This is a genomic window from Leptolyngbya iicbica LK (assembly GCF_004212215.1).
In the GTDB taxonomy this organism is placed as follows: Bacteria; Cyanobacteriota; Cyanobacteriia; order Phormidesmidales; family Phormidesmidaceae; genus Halomicronema; species Halomicronema iicbica.
In genome coordinates this window covers 570,590-590,677 of record NZ_QVFV01000002.1, presented here as the reverse complement: position 1 = coordinate 590,677, position 20,088 = coordinate 570,590, and the positions used below count along the sequence as shown (strand labels likewise).

The following is a 20,088-nucleotide window of genomic DNA, read 5'->3' as shown; positions in this document are numbered from 1 at the left end:
CTGTACTCTGCCAATCTGCAACGCTATTTAGAATAGCTTGTGTCTCTTGCCTCTGAAATTGTGACTGGGCATCTTTTGCGATCGGCATCATTACCATCGCTCAACGTCCAGGTCGCTCAAGTCGCTAATACTTAGTCATCAGTCTTGAGCAACGCTTGCAAATCCGCTTCGGACAGCTGGGGAATGCCGAGCTTTTCGGCTTTGGTGAGTTTCGAGCCAGCGTCTTCGCCCGCCACCAGATAGCTCGTTTTAGAACTGACGCTGCCAGTGACTTTACCGCCCGCCTGTTCGATCAGCGCTTTGGCCTCGTTGCGGCTGAGAGAAGGCAAGGTACCCGTGATCACAAAAGTTTTTCCGGCAAGCGGCAGCTCTTCAGCGGCGGGCTGAGTTGCCGATTCGGATCCTTCTAGCTGCAGTCCAGCGGCTCTGAGCTGTTCGACCAGGTGCCAGTTGGCCGGATTGCGGAGCCATTCGTACACGGATTGAGCAATCTCGGGGCCAATGCCGTAAACCGCTTCAATATCTTCAATTTTGGCCGCTTTGAGCGCATCCACTGACGTAAATTGCTGGGTCAAGACCTTGGCATTGACGGTGCCCACATGGCGAATGCCCAGGCCATAGAGCACTCTCGACCAGGGCTGTTGTTTGGAAGCCGCGATCGCGTCCACAATTTTGGTCGCCAGCTTTTCGCCCATGCGATCAAGCTGCATGAGCTGCTCGATGGAGAGCCCGTACAGATCTGCGACGGACCGGACGAGTCCCTGATCTACCCACTGTTCCACCCATTTGCTGCCGATGCCGTTGATATCCAGCGCATCGCGCCGCGCCCAATGAATCAGCGCCCCTCGCACGATCGCCGGACAAGACGCATTGATGCAGCGGGTCACCGCCTCATCTTCCGGTTTCACCAGAGTCTCGCCACACTCGGGGCAATGGGTCGGCATCCGAAAGGGCATAACATCGGCGGGGCGGAGTTCTGGCAGCACCCGCACCACTTCGGGAATGATTTCCCCCGCTTTGCGCACCACGACCGTATCGCCAATGTGCAGATCCAGCTCTTGAATGCGATCAGAATTGTGCAACGTCGCGCGGGAAACCGTGGTGCCCGCCAATTGCACCGCGTCGAGTTCGGCCACGGGGGTGACGGCTCCGGTGCGCCCGACTTGCACCGACACCGCCTTGACTAGCGTCGGCACCTCTTCGGCGGGATATTTGAGGGCGATCGCCCAGCGGGGAAACTTTTGCGTAAAGCCCAACTGCCGTTGCAGCGTGAAATCGTTGAGCTTCACCACCACCCCATCAGTTAAGTAGGGCAGGTCATGGCGGGCCGTAGACCAGCGATCGTAAAATGCGGCCACCTCGTCTGCCGTTTGGCACAGCGCCCGGTCGGGATTCACCTTGAAGCCGAGCATTTGCAGAGTTTCTAGCGATTCTGCTTGGGTGTCAGGGCGCGACAGATCGCCCGGCTCAGCCGCTTCTGGAATGATGAGGGTATAGGCAAAAAAATCGAGGCGGCGATCGGCCACAATGCGCGAATCGAGCTGTCGCAAAGTCCCCGCTGCCGCATTGCGCGGATTGGCAAAGAGGGCCTCGTCGTTCGCTTCGCGTTGTTGATTAATCCGCTCAAACTCACCCAGGGGTAAAAATGCTTCGCCCCGCACTTCCACCCGCGAGGGCGGTCGGTCAGTGCGCAACCGCAGGGGAATCGACCGAATCGTCTTGAGGTTTTGAGTGATCTCTTCCCCCGTGACACCGTCTCCTCGCGTCAGTCCCTGGATCAAAATGCCGTTCTCATAGGTGAGGGCGATCGCTGATCCATCAATCTTCAGTTCCGCCACCGCTGCCGCTTCTCCCACCTCGGGTGCAAGACGCTGCCATTTCTCCTGCCAGGCGCGGTATTCCTCAATGCCAAAGGCATTTTCCAAACTGTAGAGGGGAATGTTGTGGCGCACCGAGTTGAACTGACTAGCCGGACGTTCACCCACGCGCTGAGTCGGACTATCGGGCGTCACCAAGTCGGGATGCTGAGTTTCCAGGTCTTGCAGTTGGCGATAGAGGCGATCGTACACCTCATCTTCCATGAAGGGCTGATCGAGCACGTAATAGGCGTAGCTCGCCTTTTGCAGCTGCTCACGCAATTGCTGAATTTGCTGTGCTACGGCATCGCCCATCGGTGTCTGACCTCACATTGCAGACCCCCAGTTTACCGTTCTTAACGGGGCTTCTCTATCGCCGTTGGGGAAGCTTTTGCCCTTGGCCAGCACCAGACTATCTTCTTCGTCCCAAACCATAGTGAACAAAGCAGCTCAGGGCATCCTTCAGCGATACTGTAAAAGCTGTTGGGATGACCAAAGGTGAGAGCAATGCTGCCTTTTTTGCGAGACAAAGTCTTACCCAGTCGCGGCGCACAACTAATCATTCAAACCGGGCTGAAGTGGCAAAAGGACAAATGCTTAGAAATGGGTGCAGCGCTGTCCTATTACGCCCTGTTCTCACTGTTTCCGATCACGTTAGTGCTCGCGAGTGTTTTAGGATTTTTGCTCGGGCCGGACACCGATACTGCCCAAAAGATTTTGACCTTTACCCAAGATTCTTTGCCGCCAGAAGCCTTTGAGATTGTTCAACGCACGCTCTTGAGACTCAACCGCCAAAGCGTCGGGGCGGGCATCGTGGGCTTCAGCGTTTCGTTTTTTGCGGCCAGTAGCGTGTTTGCGGCGCTCGATCGCTCCGTTGATCGCATTTGGAAAGCGGAAGACACCGACACCGACAGCACCACCAGCTTGAAAGACAACGCCACCAACTTTCTCGGCAAAAGACTCTTTGCCTTTGCCCTGGTGATCAGCACCTCAATGCTCTTGCTGCTGTCCCTGTTGTCGAATATCGTTATTCGCGTGGTGCTTGAATTTATCGACAATATGGGGCGATCGCTGCCATTTGTACACGTCGATGACTTGCCGATTGCCAAAGCGTTGCAAATCAGTTCTTCCTTTTTATTGGTGGCCTTGGCGGTGCTGCTGCTATTTCGATTTTTGCCCTCCACCCGCACCCCTTGGAAAGACCTCTGGCCCGGTACGTTATTGACCACTGCATTGCTGATCGGTTTGCAACAGTTGGTCAGTCGCAACATTATCCACATTGGCGGCCAATATCAGTCTTACGGAGCGATCGGTGGGGTCATGATTTTGATGCTGTGGATTTATCTCACTTGTCAAATCTTCTTCTTTGGATGCGTCATGTCCTATGTTTATGCGCATCTGTTCGGCAGCCGTCGCCATCATGACCTCATCCTGTGACCTGGTGTGGTCGTTTTCCTGTTTTGGCTCCCACCTCTGGCTAACGCTTTGGCCATCGGGTGATGGGGCATTGGCAAAATACTAAGTTCTCCCCTTAGATTTGGGCGAAGCCCGGCTCAGATGTGGTTAGATGGTTGGGGAATCCTGAGGGTATGAACTTGGGGATAGGCTGAATGACGAATACTTACAAGCGCGTATTACTGAAATTAAGCGGCGAAGCCCTCATGGGTGATCTCGCCTATGGTATTGACCCCACTATTGTCCAATCCATTGCGGAAGAAGTTAGCTCCGTCGTCCAACACGGAATTCAAATTGCCATCGTCGTCGGCGGTGGCAATATTTTTAGGGGCATCCGGGGCTCGGCGGCGGGTATGGATCGGGCCACAGCGGACTATGTGGGCATGTTGGCCACGGCCATGAATGCGATTACGCTGCAAGATGCGATCGAGCGCAATGGCACTCCCACTCGCGTCCAAACCGCGATCACCATGCAAGAGGTGGCAGAACCCTACATTCGGCGGCGGGCGATTCGCCATTTAGAAAAGAATCGCGTGGTCATTTTTGGGGCGGGTTCTGGCAATCCCTTCTTCACGACCGACACGACAGCGGCGCTGCGGGCAGCGGAAATCGGGGCTGATGTCGTGTTCAAAGGCACCAAAGTCGATGGCGTTTATGATTCTGACCCGAAGGTCAATCCAGATGCTAAACGATTCAACAGCCTGACCTATGGCCATGTGCTCGCCCACGACCTTAAAGTGATGGATGGCACGGCGATCGCCCTGTGCAAAGACAACAATATTCCTATTATGGTATTTGACCTATCGGTGCCGGGTAACATTCGCCGGGCAGTGATGGGAGAATCGATCGGCACAATAGTGGGAGAGTCCTGTGAAGTTAGCTGACTTAACTGATATCGAACTAGCAATGCAAAACGCGGTGGATGCCACCAAACGCGCATTCAACACCATCCGTACGGGACGGGCCAATGCCTCACTGTTGGACAAAATCATGGTGGACTATTACGGTAGCCCCACCCCGCTCAAGTCGCTGGCCAATGTGAGCACCCCAGACGCTAGCACGCTGATGATTCAGCCCTTTGACCCCAGTTCTCTCAGCGATATTGAGCGAGCCATTTCCATGTCTGATGTGGGCCTCGTCCCAAATAATGATGGCAAACTCATTCGGCTTAATATTCCCCCGCTGACCAATGAGCGCCGCAAAGAGTTTGTCAAAGTAGCCAGCAAGTATGCCGAAGAGGGTCGAGTGTCGGTGCGGAATGTCCGCCGCGATGGCCTGGATGTCTTCAAAAAACAAGAGAAAGACAGCGAAATTTCGGAAGATGAATTGCGCGATTTACAAGATGAAGTGCAGACTTTGACCGATAAGTACACGGCTCAAATTGACCAAGCACTCAAGGCTAAAGAAGAAGACATCATGACGGTGTAAACGCTTCAGCCAGACTCCAAATAACCACCGCCAAGGTGTTGGCAGTATCAATGGGCGGGGTATAGGCCATGTGCCCCGCTTTAGTATGAAAGGCCAGTGAGTACGTCAGACCTGTCCAATCTACTTTTGATCGGCAAGCGCCAGGGTTTTCAAGCACCTCACATAAGCTTTCTGTGCCCTAGAATTGGGTGTAGCGCCCTGTCTACAAGCTTCCGTTAGCAATGCGGCTCTAATGGTCTGCTGGCAGTCAACCAACTGTGTGTAGGGTTGATAGTCGTTGCGAATAGTCGTATCCTTTACTGATTCCCCCTTCCACGCCAGAAACGCCTCGACCCACTCATGAGCCGTTTTATTAGTCGTATTCTGGCTAGTCGTATTTTTCAGCCAATCATCCCAATCAAATCGGTCTAGCAGTAAATCTGATTCGAGCTTGGCAGCTTTCGCTTCAGCCACCTTCAGCCCCGCCTTAGTCGCCTTACAGCGAATTGAGACCCACTGCTGCCGCCACTTCCCCTGCTTTCCGGGCTTCGGCGGCAAACTGGCCCTCAAGACGTAAGAGCCACCATTCTGCCAAATACTGACGCGAGTAAATTTAGCGGATTCCCGCTCTAATCGCTGTTCCCGCACGACTCAAATACGACTAGAAATCCTCACAATATTCGCACTATTTACAGCCACTAGCGCAAATAAAGAGCTATAAAACAACGGAGAGGCAGGGATTCGAACCCTGGGAACCTTTCGGCTCATCCGATTTCAAGTCGGACGCAATCGACCACTCTGCCACCTCTCCAGGCTTAGCTATTGTAAAGCATCGCTTTCAACTATGAGAGGCTTGCTGTCACTAAATTTAGATCCCCAGAGGGCAAATATATCCAGCGCTCAACAATCAAGTTTGGCGCTTGTTTAGCGCTTTTATCAGATCCTGACGTTCAGCGGCGGTAAGGCCAAACAACAAAAACCGTGCCTGTTTGACCAATAGAGCAACCGTGAGGCCCAAGCAGAGGCCCAAGCCGATCGCTGCCAATCTATTAAATGCGAGGCCGTATCGCAACGCTGCCCAAGTGAAATAGTCAGCGAGTTGCTGCCAAGTGCGGCGCAGGCTCCAAATGCTCACTACGCCAACCGAGGCCCACAAGGCCAAAGTGATTAACCACCAACGCTTAAGCCAACGGCGACGCAGCGCAAGCATTTGCTCCATTTCTGGTGGTACAGGGTCAAACGACACAAGACAGCGTCAAAGAGATTCTTCAGCAGGTTGTGCCGGTTCTGCCAGACCAGAGATCGCTTTGCCCGACTTGACCCGCCACCAAGCCAGTAACGTACTAGCGACAAAGATACTGGAGTAAGCCCCTGCCAGGAAGCCTGCAATTAAGGCTAAGGCAAAGAACTTCAGGGTTTCGCCACCGAACAGGACGATCGCCACTAGCGGCAGAATCGTGGTCAAGGTGGTGTTAATCGAGCGGGTCAGGGTTTGATTAACACCATCATCGACCAGATCGTTGATGTGGCGTTCGGGATGGAGCTTAATGTTTTCGCGAATGCGATCGTAAATCACCACCGTATCGTTGACCGAAAAGCCCACAATGGTCAGCAAGGCCACAATAAACAGACTATTGACTTCGACTTTGAGTAACAAGCCCAGCCAGGCAAAGAGCCCCATCGCGACAAGCACATCGTGTAGCAGGGCCACGATCGCCAATAGCGCATAGTCCAATTGGAAACGCAGGCTCAGATAAATCACGATACCTGCGAACGATACGATGAGCGCCAACAGACCCGAGGCAAACAATTGTTGACCCACCAGCGGCCCAACCGAGTCAATTTGCACTGAGCGGTTATCGAGAGGGCCAATCTCTTCGTTGAGTGCAGCGCGGAGAGTGGCTTCTTCATCAACAGTGAGGTTGCGCGTCCGAATCGAGACGCTTTGCCCTTCGGTGCCGGTGACTTGAATGACGCCAGTTTCTAAGCCTTGGTTAGCGAGCAGCGATCGCACATCGGCCGAATCAATCGGCTCACTACAATCGGCAGCCCCACAATCGCGTGTCACTTGAATGCGGGTTCCCCCCACAAAATCGAGCCCAGGTCGCAGCGGTGCGCCAAACTGCTGCCAGCTGATAATCATACCGATCAGACTAGCTGCCAGCAAAATGCCAGAAATCAACCACCAAAATGATCGCTGTCGAATAACGTCTAACTTCATGGCTTTGCAGGTGCGGTGGACAGGCCCGGACAAAAGAGTTCAGGTTTGCGGAATTGCGGCAGGCTTAAGGAAAAGAGCAGCAGTGTGCGGCTACAGGTAACCGCTGTAAATAGGCTAATCACGACCCCAATGGCCAGCGTCAGGGCAAACCCTTTCACCAATCCTGCCCCGAACCAGAAGAGGGCTGCACAGGCGATCAGCGTTGTAACATTACTGTCGAGAATGCTGGAAAAGGCTCGATAAAAGCCCGATTCAACGGAGCGATACAGGGTTTTGCCACTGCGCAACTCTTCGCGAGTGCGCTCAAAAATCAGCACGTTGGCATCAACTGCCATGCCAATACTGAGGATGAAGCCGGCAATTCCCGGCAGCGTCAAGGTAACGCCAAACACGTTGAAGGCGGCCAAGGTCAACAGGGCGTAGACGACTAAAGCCAAGTCGGCCAATATGCCCGGCAAGCGATAGTACACTGCCATAAAAATCAACACTAGGACGAGTCCGACAATGGCGGCATATAGACTGCGGCGAATGCTGTCTTGGCCGAGGGTTGGCCCCACGGTGCGGGTTTCAACAACGGCGACGGGTAGCGGCAGTGCTCCCCCCCGTAATTGAATCGCCAAATCACTGGCAGAATCAGCGTTGAAGTTACCCGAAACCACAGCGCTGCCGCCGGTGATGCCCGTTTCGGCATATTGCACATCGACGCTGGGGGCACTGATCAGGCGATCGTCGAGAAAGATACCAATGCTGCGCCCCGTGCCCGCAATGTCGCGGCTGATTTCCGCAAACTTGTTGGCACCAGCAGAATCGAACTGAATCACGACTTCCCACTGATTGCCGCTCTGGCGGGGTCTGGCATAGGCATCGGTCAACGCTTGCCCGGTCAGGTCGGCAGGCGCAAAGAGATCCCGAATGGCGCGATTGCTTTCTTGAATAGCTTGTTGCACCGACTGAATCTGCTGCTCTAGGTCGTCGCTCCCGGCAGTGCCTGGTTCACCCGTGGCGGACTCTAGTAAGGTTTGGGAGCTCGGATTGGCCGTTTCTTGAAGAGCTAATAGCTCCAACTGATGCTGCTGCAAAATCTGATTTTCAATCTGGAACTGCTGCTCAGTGCCCGGACTCTGGGGACGAAATTCGAGCTGAGCGGTCTCGCCTAACACCCGCTGAGCTTGTTCGGGATCACTCACCCCTGGCAACTGCACCAGGAGCTGATTTTGTCCCAACTGCTGAACGGAAGTTTCCGAGACCCCTAACTCGTTTACCCGGTCAGCAATAACTCGCTGGACCGCTTCCATATCCTGTTCGGTGATGGTCGGCACTTTGTCGGTGGTCTCGACTTGCAGGGTCAATTGCGTGCCCCCCCGCAGGTCTAACCCGAGTCGGGTAGGAATGGTGCTAATCACGAAGATCGCGCCAATGACCAAGCCTAAAATCAGTGCCAGCAGCAACCGTTGTCTGCCCATGGTGTCCTTAAATTTGCAGTGCCATCATCTTCTCAACCGCTTCCTCAATTTGACGAGGCTGCACGATTGTCAGACTTTCTAGTTTACCGTTGTACGGAGTCGGAATGTCTTGGGAAGAGAGCCGCAAGACAGGCGCATCTAGTTCGTCAAAGAAGCGATCGCTAATCGAAGCCACGATTTCCGCACCGATGCCCCCAGTCTTCATACATTCTTCGACCACAATCACCCGGTGAGTTTTCTTGATCGACGCGCCAATAGTGTCAAAGTCCAGCGGCTTTAGGGAAATCAGATCGATGACTTCAGGGTCAAAGCCCTTTTGCTCCAACTTTTTGGCGGCTTGGGTGACATGGTGCCGCATCCGGGAGTACGTCAGAATCGTTACGTCTTTACCGGGTCGCACCACTTCAGCTTTGTCCAATGGCACCAGATACTCGTGGTCGGGCAGGTTTTCTTTCAAGTTGTAGAGCAGCACATGCTCGAAAAAGAGCACCGGATTATTGTCCCTAATGGCGGACTTGAGCAAGCCTTTGGCGTTGTAGGGAGTGGAACAGGCCACAATTTTGAGACCGGGAACGGCTTGGAAATATGCCTCTAATCGCTGGGAGTGCTCCGCTCCCAATTGCCGCCCCACGCCACCCGGGCCCCGAATCACCATGGGAATTTTGTAGTTGCCGCCCGAGGTATAGCGCAACATCCCGGCATTGTTGGCAATTTGGTTGAATGCCAGCAGCAGAAAACCCATGTTCATGCCTTCGATGATGGGACGCAGCCCAGTCATCGCAGCACCCACGGCCATGCCCGTAAAGCTGTTTTCGGCAATGGGGGTGTCGAGAACGCGGAACTCACCGTATTTTTCGTACAGTCCTTTGGTGACTTTGTAGGAGCCACCGTAGACGCCAACGTCTTCACCCAGAACGAAGACCGTATCGTCGCGGCCCATTTCTTCGTCAACGGCTTCGCGCAGCGCATTGAATAGGAGTGTTTCTGCCATAGGATTGTGAGTTGAAAAGTAATAAAGGTTGAAAGAATGGCAAGACCAGGGAAATAGAGCTTGCCCTGAGGGGCGTCAGCGCCCCTTAGTTTTCCGCAAAGATGTAACGGCGGAGTTCGCTCGGGTCTGGCTCGGGACTTTGCTCGGCAAAAGTGACAGCGTCGTCTACCACTTGCTGAATCTTGTCGCGGATGGCTTTGAGCTCTTCAGCCTTCACCAATTTTTGACCGAGCAAATAGGTTTCAAATCGCTTGAGCGGATCGCGAGACAACCACTCTTCTTTTTCTTCCTTAGTGCGCAGTTCATCAGGGTCAGCGAGGGAATGGCCCCGGAAGCGGTAGGTCAAACATTCGATCAGCGTCGGCCCTTCGCCAGCGCGGGCGCGGTCTACAGCCGTCTTGGCAGCGTCGCGCACGGCCAGCACATCCATGCCGTCTACCTCAACACCGGGCATCCCAAAGACGCTGGCTTTTTTATAGATTTCCGTCTGAGAACTGGCGCGCTCATGGGCCATGCCAATCGCCCACTTATTGTTTTCCACCACGAAGATGATGGGCAAATTCCATAGCGCGGCCATATTCAAGCATTCAAAGAACTGCCCGTTGTTGCTGGTGCCATCACCAAAGAAACAGGCCGTCACCTGATCGGCACTGGGGTCGCCCAACGCCACCCGCCGATAGTGCGATTGATACGCGGCCCCCAAGGCAACGGGAATGCCTTCGCCGATGAAGGCAAAACCGCCGAGGAGATGATGCTCTTCTGAAAACAGGTGCATGGAACCGCCCCGTCCTTTGCTACACCCCGTTTCCTTGCCAAACAACTCGGCCATAACGTTGTCAGCCGGAACGCCGACGCTCAGGGCATGGACGTGATCGCGGTAAGTGCTGCAAACGTAGTCATCGGTGCGCAGCGATTTAATGACGCCAGACGAAACCGCTTCCTGCCCGTTGTAAAGATGCACAAAGCCAAACATGCGGCCCCGATAGTACATCTCGGCGCATTTATCTTCAAAATAACGACCGAGTACCATGTCCTCATAGATTGTGAGCCCTTCTTCGCGGGTCACAAGGGCATCGGCAGCATCAAATACAGGTAGGGTCCGTTCCTGGGCCATGAGCTTGACGTATCCTTACGGCAGTTCCAACTTTACACAATAAACAAAAGTGGCCAGTAGTTGGTCATCTTCTGGGGACTGACGCAACTAGTGGGCAATATTTCACTCGTAAAAGTGCCAGCGATCGCCCGCACCCACAAGCTCAACAATTCTATACCTACATCCTTCCTTAGATGAGTAGTGTGTGCTTGAGAATATGAAAATTAGTGGCCTCAATCTCAGATTTGGACGGTTTTCTCAGATTGGACTGTTAAGAACGCAATAACCGACCTATCATGAGGGACGTTTATTTCGAGCCGGTGGCCAGCAGGTAACTTTTACCCCCAGAGCCTTGACTGCAGGCACAGCGGGCAGTCCCCGATAGCACGTCGGAAAACCTCGATGAATTGACAGTAAACGGGTATATAAACAAGATGACAGTGCGAATTCCACTGGATTACTACCGAATACTGGGCTTACCAATACAGGCCACGCCAGAACAACTGAAACAGGCCCATCGCGATCGCACGCTGCAATTGCCCCGTCGGGAATATTCAGAAATTGCAATTGAGTCGCGCAAGTCGTTGATCGACGAAGCCTATCGATTGCTGGCTGATGTCGAACAGCGCCAGAGCTATGATGCTCAATTCTTAGCCCGCACCTACACACCCAGTGCGCTGGAAGCCTTTAAATCAGTCCATGCCGAAGGCGAGGCGGCGGAGTTCAATCCCCAAATGGGCGAAGAAACGCTGCGATCGCTGGCCGCAGATAACACGCCAGCACCGACCCTTGAGCCCTACACGCCCACGGTCGAAATTAGCAATGACCAGTTCGTCGGCGCTTTGCTGATCTTGCTGGAACTGGGCGAATATGAGCAAGCCATTCGCTTAGGGCGTCCCTTTATGGCGAATGGCAGTGACACCCTCGCCGACGGTCGCTATGGCGAGCCAGCCCGAGTCAAAGGGGATGTCGTGTTATCTCTTGCCCTGGCTTGCTTAGAACTAGGACGGGAGCAGTGGCAGCAAAATCAGTACGAAAATGCCGCCGAATCGCTCGATACAGGACTCACCTTGCTAGTCCAAGAAAATAACTTTCCCGCCATTCAGGCTGAGTTGCGTTCCGATCTAGACAAGCTGCGGCCTTACCGTGTCCTCGAACTGGTAGCGCGGCCCTTAGAGCAAACTGCAGAACGTCGCCAAGGCTTTCAACTCTTGAAGGCGATGCTGCAAGACCGGGGCGGCATCGACGGTGCAGGGGATGATCGCTCTGGCCTCTCGACCGACGACTTTCTTCGCTTCATTCAGCAGTTGCGCGGCTACCTCACCGCTGCTGAGCAACAAGAGATTTTTGAAAAAGAAGCTCGTCGCCCCTCCGCCGTTGCGACCTATTTGGCAGTATATGCACTGCTGGCTCGGGGGTTCTCCTTTCATCAGCCCGCTTTGGTGCGCCGGGCCAAGCAACTACTGCAACAGGTCGGTACCCGCCAAGACGTGCATTTAGAGCAGGCGGTTTGCGCTTTATTACTTGGCCAAGCCGAGGAGGCAGGACATGCCCTCGAGCTTAGTCAGGAGTACGAACCCCTCGCCTTTATTCGAGAACATTCTCAAGGGGCGCCGGACTTGTTGCCGGGGCTCTGCCTGTATGCCGAGCGCTGGCTGCGAGAGGAGGTATTTACTCACTTTCGTGACCTGACCGACCAGCAAACTGCCCTCAAAGATTACTTCGCTGACCCACAAGTGCAGTCGTTTTTAGAGACGATGCCCGTGGCGCCAGCGTCACCGCCATCTACTTCTGTGCCCCTCTACACGAGCGAGCGTCCTGACCTGTCCGTCGCTGCCGATGAAGTCTTGCCCCAGTCAGCATTTGCAGCGGCCTCAATGTCTGGTCAGGCGAATGCCGCTAGCGCAAATCCGGATGCCTCCTTAGCCCAAGGACTCACCTTTGTGGACGAAAAACTCGCCAAGGCGGGCGCGGCAGAAACGCTAGGAACCAACCTGGAGCATGATTTGAGTGTGGCGGAGCGAGTGTCGCAGCTTTCTCCGGATGGGCAATTGCAAGGTAGTCAGGCCAAGCCTCGCTCGACCGGGGCCGCCAGCAATGGCTATCGACCATCGGCTCAAGTAGTATCCCCCCCTCCGGCCCAGCCGTCTCGGTCAACGCCGCCGTCGACCCCATCATCCCCCTCGCGATCGCCTCGCTGGGGCCGCTTAGCAGTGGTGGTGATTGTGGGGTTACTGGCCATGGGCACCCTCGGGGTGGTGACGGTACGAGCACTCGCATGGATTGGCGGCCTATTTTCTGGACCCAAAATTCAGCAACCCGCCCTCAACATCAGTTTGTCAACTCCCCCCATTAGCTTGCCCGAAGCGCCAAGTCCCGAGGCGACTATCGGCGTCACTGACATTGCTGAGCGCACGATTACCAACTGGCTAGAAGCCAAACGCCTTGCAATGGGGCCAGAGCACAACATCGCTGTACTGGAAACGGCATTAGTCGATCCGGTGCTCACTCAATGGCAAAACCGGGCCGCTGGCGGTGAGCGCGATAACTGGTATTACACCTTCGAGCATTCGGTCAATGTGATTAGCGTTGAACCCGATGATCCAACGGCTGAGGCGATCACCGTCGAAGCGGAAGTCAATGAAGTCGCGGAGTTTTTTGAACTCGGCGCCCGTAACGACACCCTGTCTTACGATACAAATCTCACCATGCGGTACGAACTTGTGCGCGAGGGTGACGATTGGTATGTAAGGGATATGGCCGAAGTGGGCGAATAGCTACAGCGGCAACTTTCTGGCGGTGGCAACGTCGCTTAGGCTCGGTTCAACGACGGCGTGAAGATTCGCGATCGCCCACCGACAAGAGTGGTGCATTCACCCATTTTGCGGTATGTTGAGCGCTTGTGTGTCAAAGCTATGATGGTGATCCCACTGACCAGTGAGAGTCATTTATCCGCTTGATCACGGGTACTTTAATGTTGCTGACCTACTGAACTTGAGGATATGCAAGTCGACAGCCCGCCGGCGTCACCGTCGCCCTCGATCCTAGAAACCCTCGCTACGCCCAGCCTGCCGTCGCAAGACTGTCCGCGCCGGGTACGCACCGATTTAGATTTGTTGATTCTGGCGATCGAATCTCTCGATGTGGCCGGGTCAGAAGCGCTCCTCAAAGTGTCTGAGCAACTCGGCTTACAGCCCGTCATTCCGGGGCGGGTTAAGTTGTGGCTCATCCGCAGCACCAACCCCATGCGGCGACAAAGCCAACGCGACCCGCTTTCCCTTGACCAAGCCAAAGCTCTGACTTTAGTGATTTGTTTCCTCGCCAAGCGGTTGACCGTGTTGATTCGTCAACTGTTACTGGGCTACCAGCAGTTACAAGACCAAAATCTATCCCCAGAGCATCATTTCCGTCTGGCGGAATATTTACAGCGATTTCGGAGTCTGTTTCGGGCGCGCATGAATCCCAAACGCGCTGGAGTGATTGCCTACAGCACCGACGAAAAACTCGATGAACTAGCGATTTTGTTGCTCACCCGTTTATTATTTTGCACTGGCACCCAAGGGCCGCAGCGCCTATGGAATAGCCTGTTTGATGGAGAAGTCGTATGACGGCACAGCGTCAATACATTTTGCCGAACTGCAATTTGATTGTGGAAGGTCTTGTCACTGGAGACGAAGCTGATCCGACCTCACCGCTGACGGTGGTGCTGAATACGGAATGTACCTTTCCGGGCACACCTGATCGCCTCAGCGGGGGCCGTGAGTTTTTGAATGCGCTGGTCAAAACGGTCAGCGATTACGCCCAGTCTTTGCTGAGTGGCGTGCCCTATCCGATTGCCACCACGCCCACCGCCGATCACCCCGTGATTCTGCAACCCACGGAGGATCATCGTCATCAGTTAATTGCCACGCTGACGGACGCCAACGGCGCGGAAATGCAGCAAGCGATCGCGCTCAATACGGTACAGCTCTTTGACCTGGTAGAAGCGGTCGATCAGCTCTTGGCCGATGCGTTTACCTTGCCTGACATGGCCTTGCAGGTGACGCCTCTCAATCGCCGTCACGCCCGTCCGGCTGAACCCGTTGCCCAGCGCGTGATTCCTGCCGCTGTGGGCGTTTCTGCCCTGGCAGTCGCGTCGGTATTGCTCTTTATCGTGCCAGTACCTGAGTTTGAGCCCCAGCGCAGCGATCGCGAAGAACAATCAGAACTCGTCGACCCGAATACCACCAACGGCGCAGACAGCGGTGCAGCTGCCCCGGGCTCCGATGAAGCCAATGACCCCAATGCTGAGTCGACCAGTGCAACTCCTGATCCAAGTGCTGATGCTGAGACGGATCCAGGCACCGAGGCGACCAGTGAGACTAGCGAGCTGACGACTAGTGAAGACGTGGCCGATCCCGTGGCGGCAGGAATTGCTTTAGGGCGACTATCCACTGCACCTGCGATCGCCGATGATGATTTGCTCGCCGATTTAGAAACGGAGGTCACCAACACCCTCGAAGCAGCCCTTGAAGATTTGGCCGACGATGGCGGCTTAGCCTTTGATGATGCGTTGATTTACCGCATCGCCGTCTCTACAGAGGGCGATATCTTGGGCTATAAGTACGAAAATGACGCCGCCCTGGAAAATGTTGATCGCACGCCACTACCCCAGCTGACGTTTATTCCCATTGATGTCGAGCAGGCGATCTCGGAGCCTGTAGCCCAATTTCGCCTGACTTTGCAGCCCGACGGCACGGTGGAATTGACCCCTGTCGAAGCGACCGATGCAGAGTAAATCGGTTAGTCTAGGCTGGCCCATACAGCCTCTCAGGCACCAGGGGCAAGCAACTGTATCGCTGAGACGATTGTTCATGCTGAAGCATGGTATGCAGTTGATCAGCGCCAGGGTTGACACCATTCTGATTGCTGAATCCTAGTTCAGCGAGCTGATTTAGACAGCAGCCAGGCAGAAAATCCGCCACCGATAAAGCCAAATAAATGACCTTCCCAGGAGACGCCGGGTTGATTAGGCAAAACCCCCCAGAGAAAACTGCCGTAGAAAATAATCACCAACATAGAAGACGTCACGGCAAACGCGCTGCGATCGAAATAGCCGCGCAGCAGCAGATAACCAAAATAGCCAAAGACCACGCCACTAGCGCCAATATGAATGGAGTTAGGTGCACCAATCAACCAGGTTCCCAAGCCACTCGCCAGCGCCGATAAGCCGGTCACGACCCAAAAATCTTCGGCTTTGCCCAACATCACCAGTCCTCCCAGAATGATGATGGGAAAGGTGTTGGCTAAAAGATGACCAAAATTGCCATGCAAGAAGGGCGCCCAGAGAATTCCTTGTAACTCGTCCAATTGACGTGGATAAATGCCGTTCAAAATTAATCGCCCGTCGAACAAACCGACATTCACCATCTGAACGCCCCACAATAGAATCACGATCGCGACTAAGTTCCACACCGGGTTGTAAGGCGATCTAGGCAACGGTTGAGGATACTGTGGTGGCATAACCTTGATACAAAGCGTTGAATTAGGTGACTAGAAAAGGGCTGTGAAGCGACAAAATTTAGGTTGACAATGACTAATAGTTTTTGACGGACAACCCAGAGCACCTTAGAAGTTTAAAGTAACGATGTTTGATGTTGCAGGGGTTATAACCCTCAGCATACCGAGTTCGGTCCGACCGTGATTATTACAGAACTGCTAGCAGTGTTGTCAGTTTCAGCCGCAGCCGGGTTGCGCATCGCCCTACCGCTGCTACTGATTGGCTTGCTGTCGGGCAATCTCTGGTCGCACATGCCGGGATTATCACAGCTGCCACCGACACTCATTGTCGGCGCGCTGGTGAGTTGGGCCTTAGCAGAATTGATTTTTTCCACCCAGCCATTGATGCAGCGGCTTATTCGCACCATTGGCTTGCTACTCAGTCCGGTCGTGGGCGCGATCGCGGGCATTGCCGTCGCCCGCACCTTCCAGATCGACGATACCCTCGCAATTGTGCTCGGGTTGCTCGGTGGTCTGCTCGCTCTGGTGATTCATCTGGTGCAAGTCGGCTGGATTTATCGCCTCCAGCGTCCCAAGGTATGGGTCATCTTTGCCGAAGATTTTCTATGTGTCTGCCTGGTCCTCTTTGCGTTCGACGCGCCCGAACAAGGGGGACTCATCGCCCTATTGTTATTGTGGCTGGCCCTGCGAACCTCACAAACCTGGCGGCAGTGGTATCTAAAGCAGCCTAACCGGAGCGATCGCCCCCCCAAACGACTGCGACGTGAACCTGACTAGACTGACCGAAAATTGTCTGATCCTGGCGGATACTGGACGAACTCGGTTCTGCCTACAGTCAGCGTCACAGCACAGCTTCTTCGCCGCTCACATGGCATAACATTCAAAAATTTTTTGGAATATTTTTTAATGGAAACGCTCCGTTCGACTCGCTAGCATACTAATTGGTAGTTCAGATATCTAACGTCCTGACCACGCCCTAAGGACTTTTCATCATGTTTAAGCCCTCGTTGCTTTGTCCCTTTGCGATTTGCGGCCGTCTCATCATTCTGTTGGCGCTTTGGGCGATATTTTTGGTGGGGGCCAACGACCTTCGTCGGGCTGCTGATGGTGAACAGTCGCTGTATGAAGACATTAAACGCTTGGCGGTTTACAGCTTGGTGTTTAAGCGCGAACCATAGGTTTGGGCCGCCATTAAGCGATGAGGTAGAAGTCTTGGATGGATTTAGGGCAGATCCGTTGTCAGAGATATTTCTCCTCTTAAAGCGTTCACCCATGGGTCAATGGTCGCTAGATGCTTCCTCAATTGCTAAGCTTCGCAAACGGTTGAGAGCGGCAGCAAGCTCTAGAGCCCGAAAGCCAACAAATTCGCCACTGAGGCGATCGCTCAAACAATCTAATCCGTGAGCTTGAATGTCGCCCATCACCCGGTCTAGCGCAGCAGCCAGCGATCGCTCACCATCAAAGTAATATTGCTGTGCATACACCATGGCAGCCGCGATCGCCTTCAGTTGTCCAGACTCCACCAACTGCTCAACCGCTGAGAGGTCAATCTCATGCATACCGAGCCGAATTTCATCGGTAGCACGAGCTTTTAGATTCACGGGTCGTTTGCCCTTTCGCGCATCAATGCTGTCAGGCCTTACGATACGCGAGGCAATGGGGCCAAAGGTTGTCCCCCCCTCAGCTCGGCGAATATTTTGATCCGATTGGGCGATCGCCCGCGCCTGCTCCGTCACATCGTCAGGACGGTAATTGTCGAGGGCAATCACCGTATCCGCCACATCAAAGTAATCGCCACTCCCCCCCATGACCAAAATGGTGGAAACGCCATAGTCTGTGTACAACTGACGCACTTTATCGACAAAGGGCGTAATGGGTTCTTGGGCTTTGGCAATCAGCGCCTGCATGCGGCGATCGCGAATCATAAAATTAGTCGCCGACGTATCTTCATCGATTAATAGCGTGGTCGCTCCTACCTCGATGGCCTCAATGATGCTGGCAGCCTGCGACGTGCTGCCGCTAGCGTCTGGTGTCGAAAATTGGGCCGTCGAGCGTCCTTGCGGCAAATGATTGATAAAGGGTGAAATATTGACCCCCGCCACGCTGCGGCCATCCTCAGCGCGCACCTTCATCGCCATCCCCTCTGTGACCACCTGCTCTCGACCATCGCCAGGGATGTGATTGTAAACGCCTGCCTCGATCGCCCGCAGCAGAGTCGATTTGCCGTGATATCCGCCCCCCACCATCAACGTCACCCCTTGGGGAATACCCATGCCAGTAACGATGGCCCCATTCGGCAAGTGCAAACTTGTCTGTAACGAAGGGGGGGCCTGAAACGGAACGGCATCTTGGCCTAACGGTCGATCATCCACGCCACTTCGGCGAGGCAATATCGCCCCATTGGCAATAAACGCCACCAGATGGCGATCGCGTAACTGATGACGCAAATAGTCTGCGGCCTCAGCACAGTCGCAATGGGCTTGCAGCGCAGCGGCATCCAGTCGCGCATAAAGCAGCGTTTGGTTAACCAATGCAGGTAAGTGTTCGCACAAGAGAGTAGCTGCTTGTCGTCCAGCAATGCGCCGCCCAAATGCTGGCAATCCGACGGCTAAACGTAACTCCACCCTTTGCTCAGAGATGTGCGCTGCACTGCGCGGCAAAATTGCTTGGGAAGGCCGCACAATCTCAATCAATCCACTTTTTCCAGAACCTGCGGTCCGTCCCACCGTCTGAATCTGCTGGTCAAATTGACGAATCAAGTAATCTTCCAGCGCTATGCGGCGCGACAGCACGTTATACAGCGCAGCGGGCAACTGTGCGATCGCCTGTGATACCTCCACCCGAATGCGGCTCGGCGCAGCAAACGGATCACCCTGCACATAATCAACATGCAGCATGAAATTAGCTAGCGCATGACTTCCCTGCAGGGACTTGTAAGCTTTGTAGCTTTGCCCATCGAGAGCGTGCAAGCGATCGCTTAAACGATTAACTGTCATAGAGATTCAAAGCACAATCAGCCTTAATTGAAGACATTACTGATCAAGATCACACTTGTGCCAGATGCCTATCACCAGGATGTCGGACGAAGATCAACTCAAGAATTTAGCCTTATCACTGGAATTTAACTGCTTTCCGTTGATATTAATACTGAACCTCAAAATTACCGAATCAATGTTCTCTGTCTTGTCTACCACTGTCCCAGCACAATCGGTTCCACAACGGTTCCGAGTCTTTCGTCATCCCTTAGCGGCCCTAATCTTGGGGTGCAGCTTGATTACCGGTTCCCTCGCGTGGATGGCTGAGACCACAGCGGCCAGCGCAACGCCTTCTCCATTGGCCGATGGTATTTATGTGTTTGGTGAAAGCCCCACAGCACATCAACTCGGTACGACTTACATGGTGATGGAGGTGGCTGGGCAAGACGTCAGCGGCGGTTTCTATCAGCCGGCCTCATCATTCGACTGCTTTTATGGTGAAGCCACTGGCACATACATGACCCTCACAGTCATCGACAGTTACGCCCAAGAAGAGCATTCCTTGGCGATGCCCCTAGAGAACTCAACGGTAGTAGCTTCAGAAACTAGCGTTGCCAACACATGGGTGCCAGCAGGATTTCATCGCCTTACAGAGGTTACAGCAACTGATCGACAAGTCCTCCAGACTTGCACAAGCCGCTAGCGGTCATCTTGAAGACATACGTTGATCCTCCCAACAATAAAGCGAGCGCTGCAAATTTCTCGTGTTAGCGCTCGCTTTTTATCTAGTGCCCTGTCAAGGCCCAAACTTCGGCTGCGCTGTAGTGCATTGCCGAGATGAGAAATGAGGGCCAGATCGCGTTCAAATTGTTAGGGCACTTATCTTGCCTGCCTCAGGACAGTATGCTGAGCCGATTTAACGAACTGCACCCCTACGATGCCTCAACGGCCTTAATGGCCTCCACCGATATTGGCTCTAGAGAGTACCCCAACACTTGCACGCCCCGGCAATACATACCCATACGGACATGTAGCTCAAACGCTGGAGTGTCGGTCTTTCCCCATTCATGCTCAGTAAACACCAACGATTTCTCCCCACGTGCCTGCACGACAACGGGCACCTTACGT

General features: G+C 54.1%; 19 protein-coding genes and 1 tRNA gene. 9 read left to right on the top strand and 11 right to left on the bottom strand.

Annotated features, from left to right (window positions below; all coding sequences use genetic code 11):
* Window positions 1-131 precede the first annotated feature (131 nt).
* Complete coding sequence (gene ligA, locus DYY88_RS09620; RefSeq protein ID WP_039728247.1) at window positions 132-2,171, bottom strand: NAD-dependent DNA ligase LigA; 2,040 nt, start codon at window positions 2,169-2,171, stop codon at window positions 132-134.
* 192 nt (window positions 2,172-2,363) lie between these two features.
* Here ligA and DYY88_RS09615 point away from each other — a divergent pair, with 192 nt between their 5' ends.
* From DYY88_RS09615 to frr, 3 genes are all read left to right on the top strand, one after another.
* On the top strand, window positions 2,364-3,293 hold the full coding sequence (locus tag DYY88_RS09615; RefSeq protein WP_039728248.1) for a YihY/virulence factor BrkB family protein: 930 nt from the start codon (window positions 2,364-2,366) through the stop codon (window positions 3,291-3,293).
* A 173-nt stretch (window positions 3,294-3,466) separates the two neighbouring features.
* Window positions 3,467-4,195, top strand: a complete 729-nt coding sequence (gene pyrH, locus DYY88_RS09610) for a UMP kinase (RefSeq protein WP_039728249.1) — start codon at window positions 3,467-3,469, stop codon at window positions 4,193-4,195.
* Window positions 4,182-4,739 carry a ribosome recycling factor gene (gene frr / locus DYY88_RS09605; RefSeq protein WP_039728250.1) on the top strand — a complete coding sequence of 186 codons (558 nt, stop codon included), beginning with the start codon at window positions 4,182-4,184 and terminating at the stop codon, window positions 4,737-4,739. Before pyrH ends, frr begins: the two co-directional genes overlap by 14 nt.
* 120 nt (window positions 4,740-4,859) lie before the next feature.
* On the opposite strand, the gene DYY88_RS09600 is transcribed toward frr, so the two are convergent.
* The 7 genes from DYY88_RS09600 to pdhA form a co-directional block, all read right to left on the bottom strand.
* Window positions 4,860-5,366, bottom strand: coding sequence for a hypothetical protein (locus tag DYY88_RS09600; RefSeq protein WP_039728251.1), 507 nt, complete (start codon window positions 5,364-5,366; stop codon window positions 4,860-4,862).
* A 78-nt stretch (window positions 5,367-5,444) separates the two neighbouring features.
* Window positions 5,445-5,529 (bottom strand) — tRNA-Ser (locus DYY88_RS09595).
* A 96-nt stretch (window positions 5,530-5,625) separates the two neighbouring features.
* Window positions 5,626-5,928: a hypothetical protein gene (locus DYY88_RS09590; protein ID WP_201279050.1), complete on the bottom strand. Its 303-nt coding sequence runs from the start codon at window positions 5,926-5,928 to the stop codon at window positions 5,626-5,628.
* 45 nt (window positions 5,929-5,973) lie between these two features.
* Window positions 5,974-6,939: a protein translocase subunit SecF gene (gene secF, locus DYY88_RS09585; RefSeq protein ID WP_039728252.1), complete on the bottom strand. Its 966-nt coding sequence runs from the start codon at window positions 6,937-6,939 to the stop codon at window positions 5,974-5,976.
* Entirely contained in the window at window positions 6,936-8,402 is a 1,467-nt protein-coding gene (gene secD / locus DYY88_RS09580; RefSeq protein WP_039728254.1) for a protein translocase subunit SecD, read from the bottom strand. The genes secF and secD overlap by 4 nt, the downstream gene beginning before the upstream one ends.
* Window positions 8,403-8,409: 7 nt before the next feature.
* A complete protein-coding gene (locus DYY88_RS09575) occupies window positions 8,410-9,393 on the bottom strand; it encodes an alpha-ketoacid dehydrogenase subunit beta (RefSeq protein ID WP_039728255.1) in 984 nt (327 codons plus the stop codon).
* An 85-nt stretch (window positions 9,394-9,478) separates the two neighbouring features.
* The gene (gene pdhA / locus DYY88_RS09570) at window positions 9,479-10,507 is read right to left on the bottom strand and encodes a pyruvate dehydrogenase (acetyl-transferring) E1 component subunit alpha (protein ID WP_039728256.1); all 1,029 of its coding nucleotides are present in this window, start codon (window positions 10,505-10,507) and stop codon (window positions 9,479-9,481) included.
* Window positions 10,508-10,920: 413 nt separating this feature from the next.
* Between pdhA and DYY88_RS09565 the strand changes: the two genes are divergently transcribed.
* From DYY88_RS09565 to DYY88_RS09555, 3 genes are all read left to right on the top strand, one after another.
* Window positions 10,921-13,263 (top strand): IMS domain-containing protein, encoded by a 2,343-nt coding sequence (locus DYY88_RS09565; protein ID WP_052288554.1) that lies wholly within the window; start codon window positions 10,921-10,923, stop codon window positions 13,261-13,263.
* Window positions 13,264-13,488: 225 nt separating this feature from the next.
* The gene (locus DYY88_RS09560) at window positions 13,489-14,094 is read left to right on the top strand and encodes a DUF3038 domain-containing protein (RefSeq protein WP_039728257.1); all 606 of its coding nucleotides are present in this window, start codon (window positions 13,489-13,491) and stop codon (window positions 14,092-14,094) included.
* Window positions 14,091-15,263 carry a DUF4335 domain-containing protein gene (locus DYY88_RS09555; RefSeq protein ID WP_039728258.1) on the top strand — a complete coding sequence of 391 codons (1,173 nt, stop codon included), beginning with the start codon at window positions 14,091-14,093 and terminating at the stop codon, window positions 15,261-15,263. Before DYY88_RS09560 ends, DYY88_RS09555 begins: the two co-directional genes overlap by 4 nt.
* A gap of 143 nt (window positions 15,264-15,406) precedes the next feature.
* On the opposite strand, the gene DYY88_RS09550 is transcribed toward DYY88_RS09555, so the two are convergent.
* Window positions 15,407-15,988 (bottom strand): rhomboid family intramembrane serine protease, encoded by a 582-nt coding sequence (locus tag DYY88_RS09550; protein WP_044151336.1) that lies wholly within the window; start codon window positions 15,986-15,988, stop codon window positions 15,407-15,409.
* 177 nt (window positions 15,989-16,165) lie between these two features.
* Here DYY88_RS09550 and DYY88_RS09545 point away from each other — a divergent pair, with 177 nt between their 5' ends.
* Both DYY88_RS09545 and DYY88_RS09540 read left to right on the top strand, forming a co-directional pair.
* Window positions 16,166-16,762 (top strand): DUF4126 domain-containing protein, encoded by a 597-nt coding sequence (locus tag DYY88_RS09545; RefSeq protein ID WP_207223315.1) that lies wholly within the window; start codon window positions 16,166-16,168, stop codon window positions 16,760-16,762.
* A 215-nt stretch (window positions 16,763-16,977) separates the two neighbouring features.
* Window positions 16,978-17,163 carry a hypothetical protein gene (locus DYY88_RS09540; protein WP_039728261.1) on the top strand — a complete coding sequence of 62 codons (186 nt, stop codon included), beginning with the start codon at window positions 16,978-16,980 and terminating at the stop codon, window positions 17,161-17,163.
* Window positions 17,164-17,262: 99 nt separating this feature from the next.
* Here DYY88_RS09540 and DYY88_RS09535 read toward each other — a convergent pair whose 3' ends face one another.
* Entirely contained in the window at window positions 17,263-18,981 is a 1,719-nt protein-coding gene (locus tag DYY88_RS09535) for an ABC-ATPase domain-containing protein (protein ID WP_039728262.1), read from the bottom strand.
* A gap of 187 nt (window positions 18,982-19,168) precedes the next feature.
* On the opposite strand from DYY88_RS09535, the gene DYY88_RS09530 reads away from it, so the two are divergent.
* Entirely contained in the window at window positions 19,169-19,663 is a 495-nt protein-coding gene (locus DYY88_RS09530) for a hypothetical protein (protein ID WP_130199380.1), read from the top strand.
* 229 nt (window positions 19,664-19,892) lie between these two features.
* Here DYY88_RS09530 and DYY88_RS24105 read toward each other — a convergent pair whose 3' ends face one another.
* A complete protein-coding gene (locus tag DYY88_RS24105; protein ID WP_163685974.1) occupies window positions 19,893-20,069 on the bottom strand; it encodes a hypothetical protein in 177 nt (58 codons plus the stop codon).
* Window positions 20,070-20,088 lie beyond the last annotated feature (19 nt).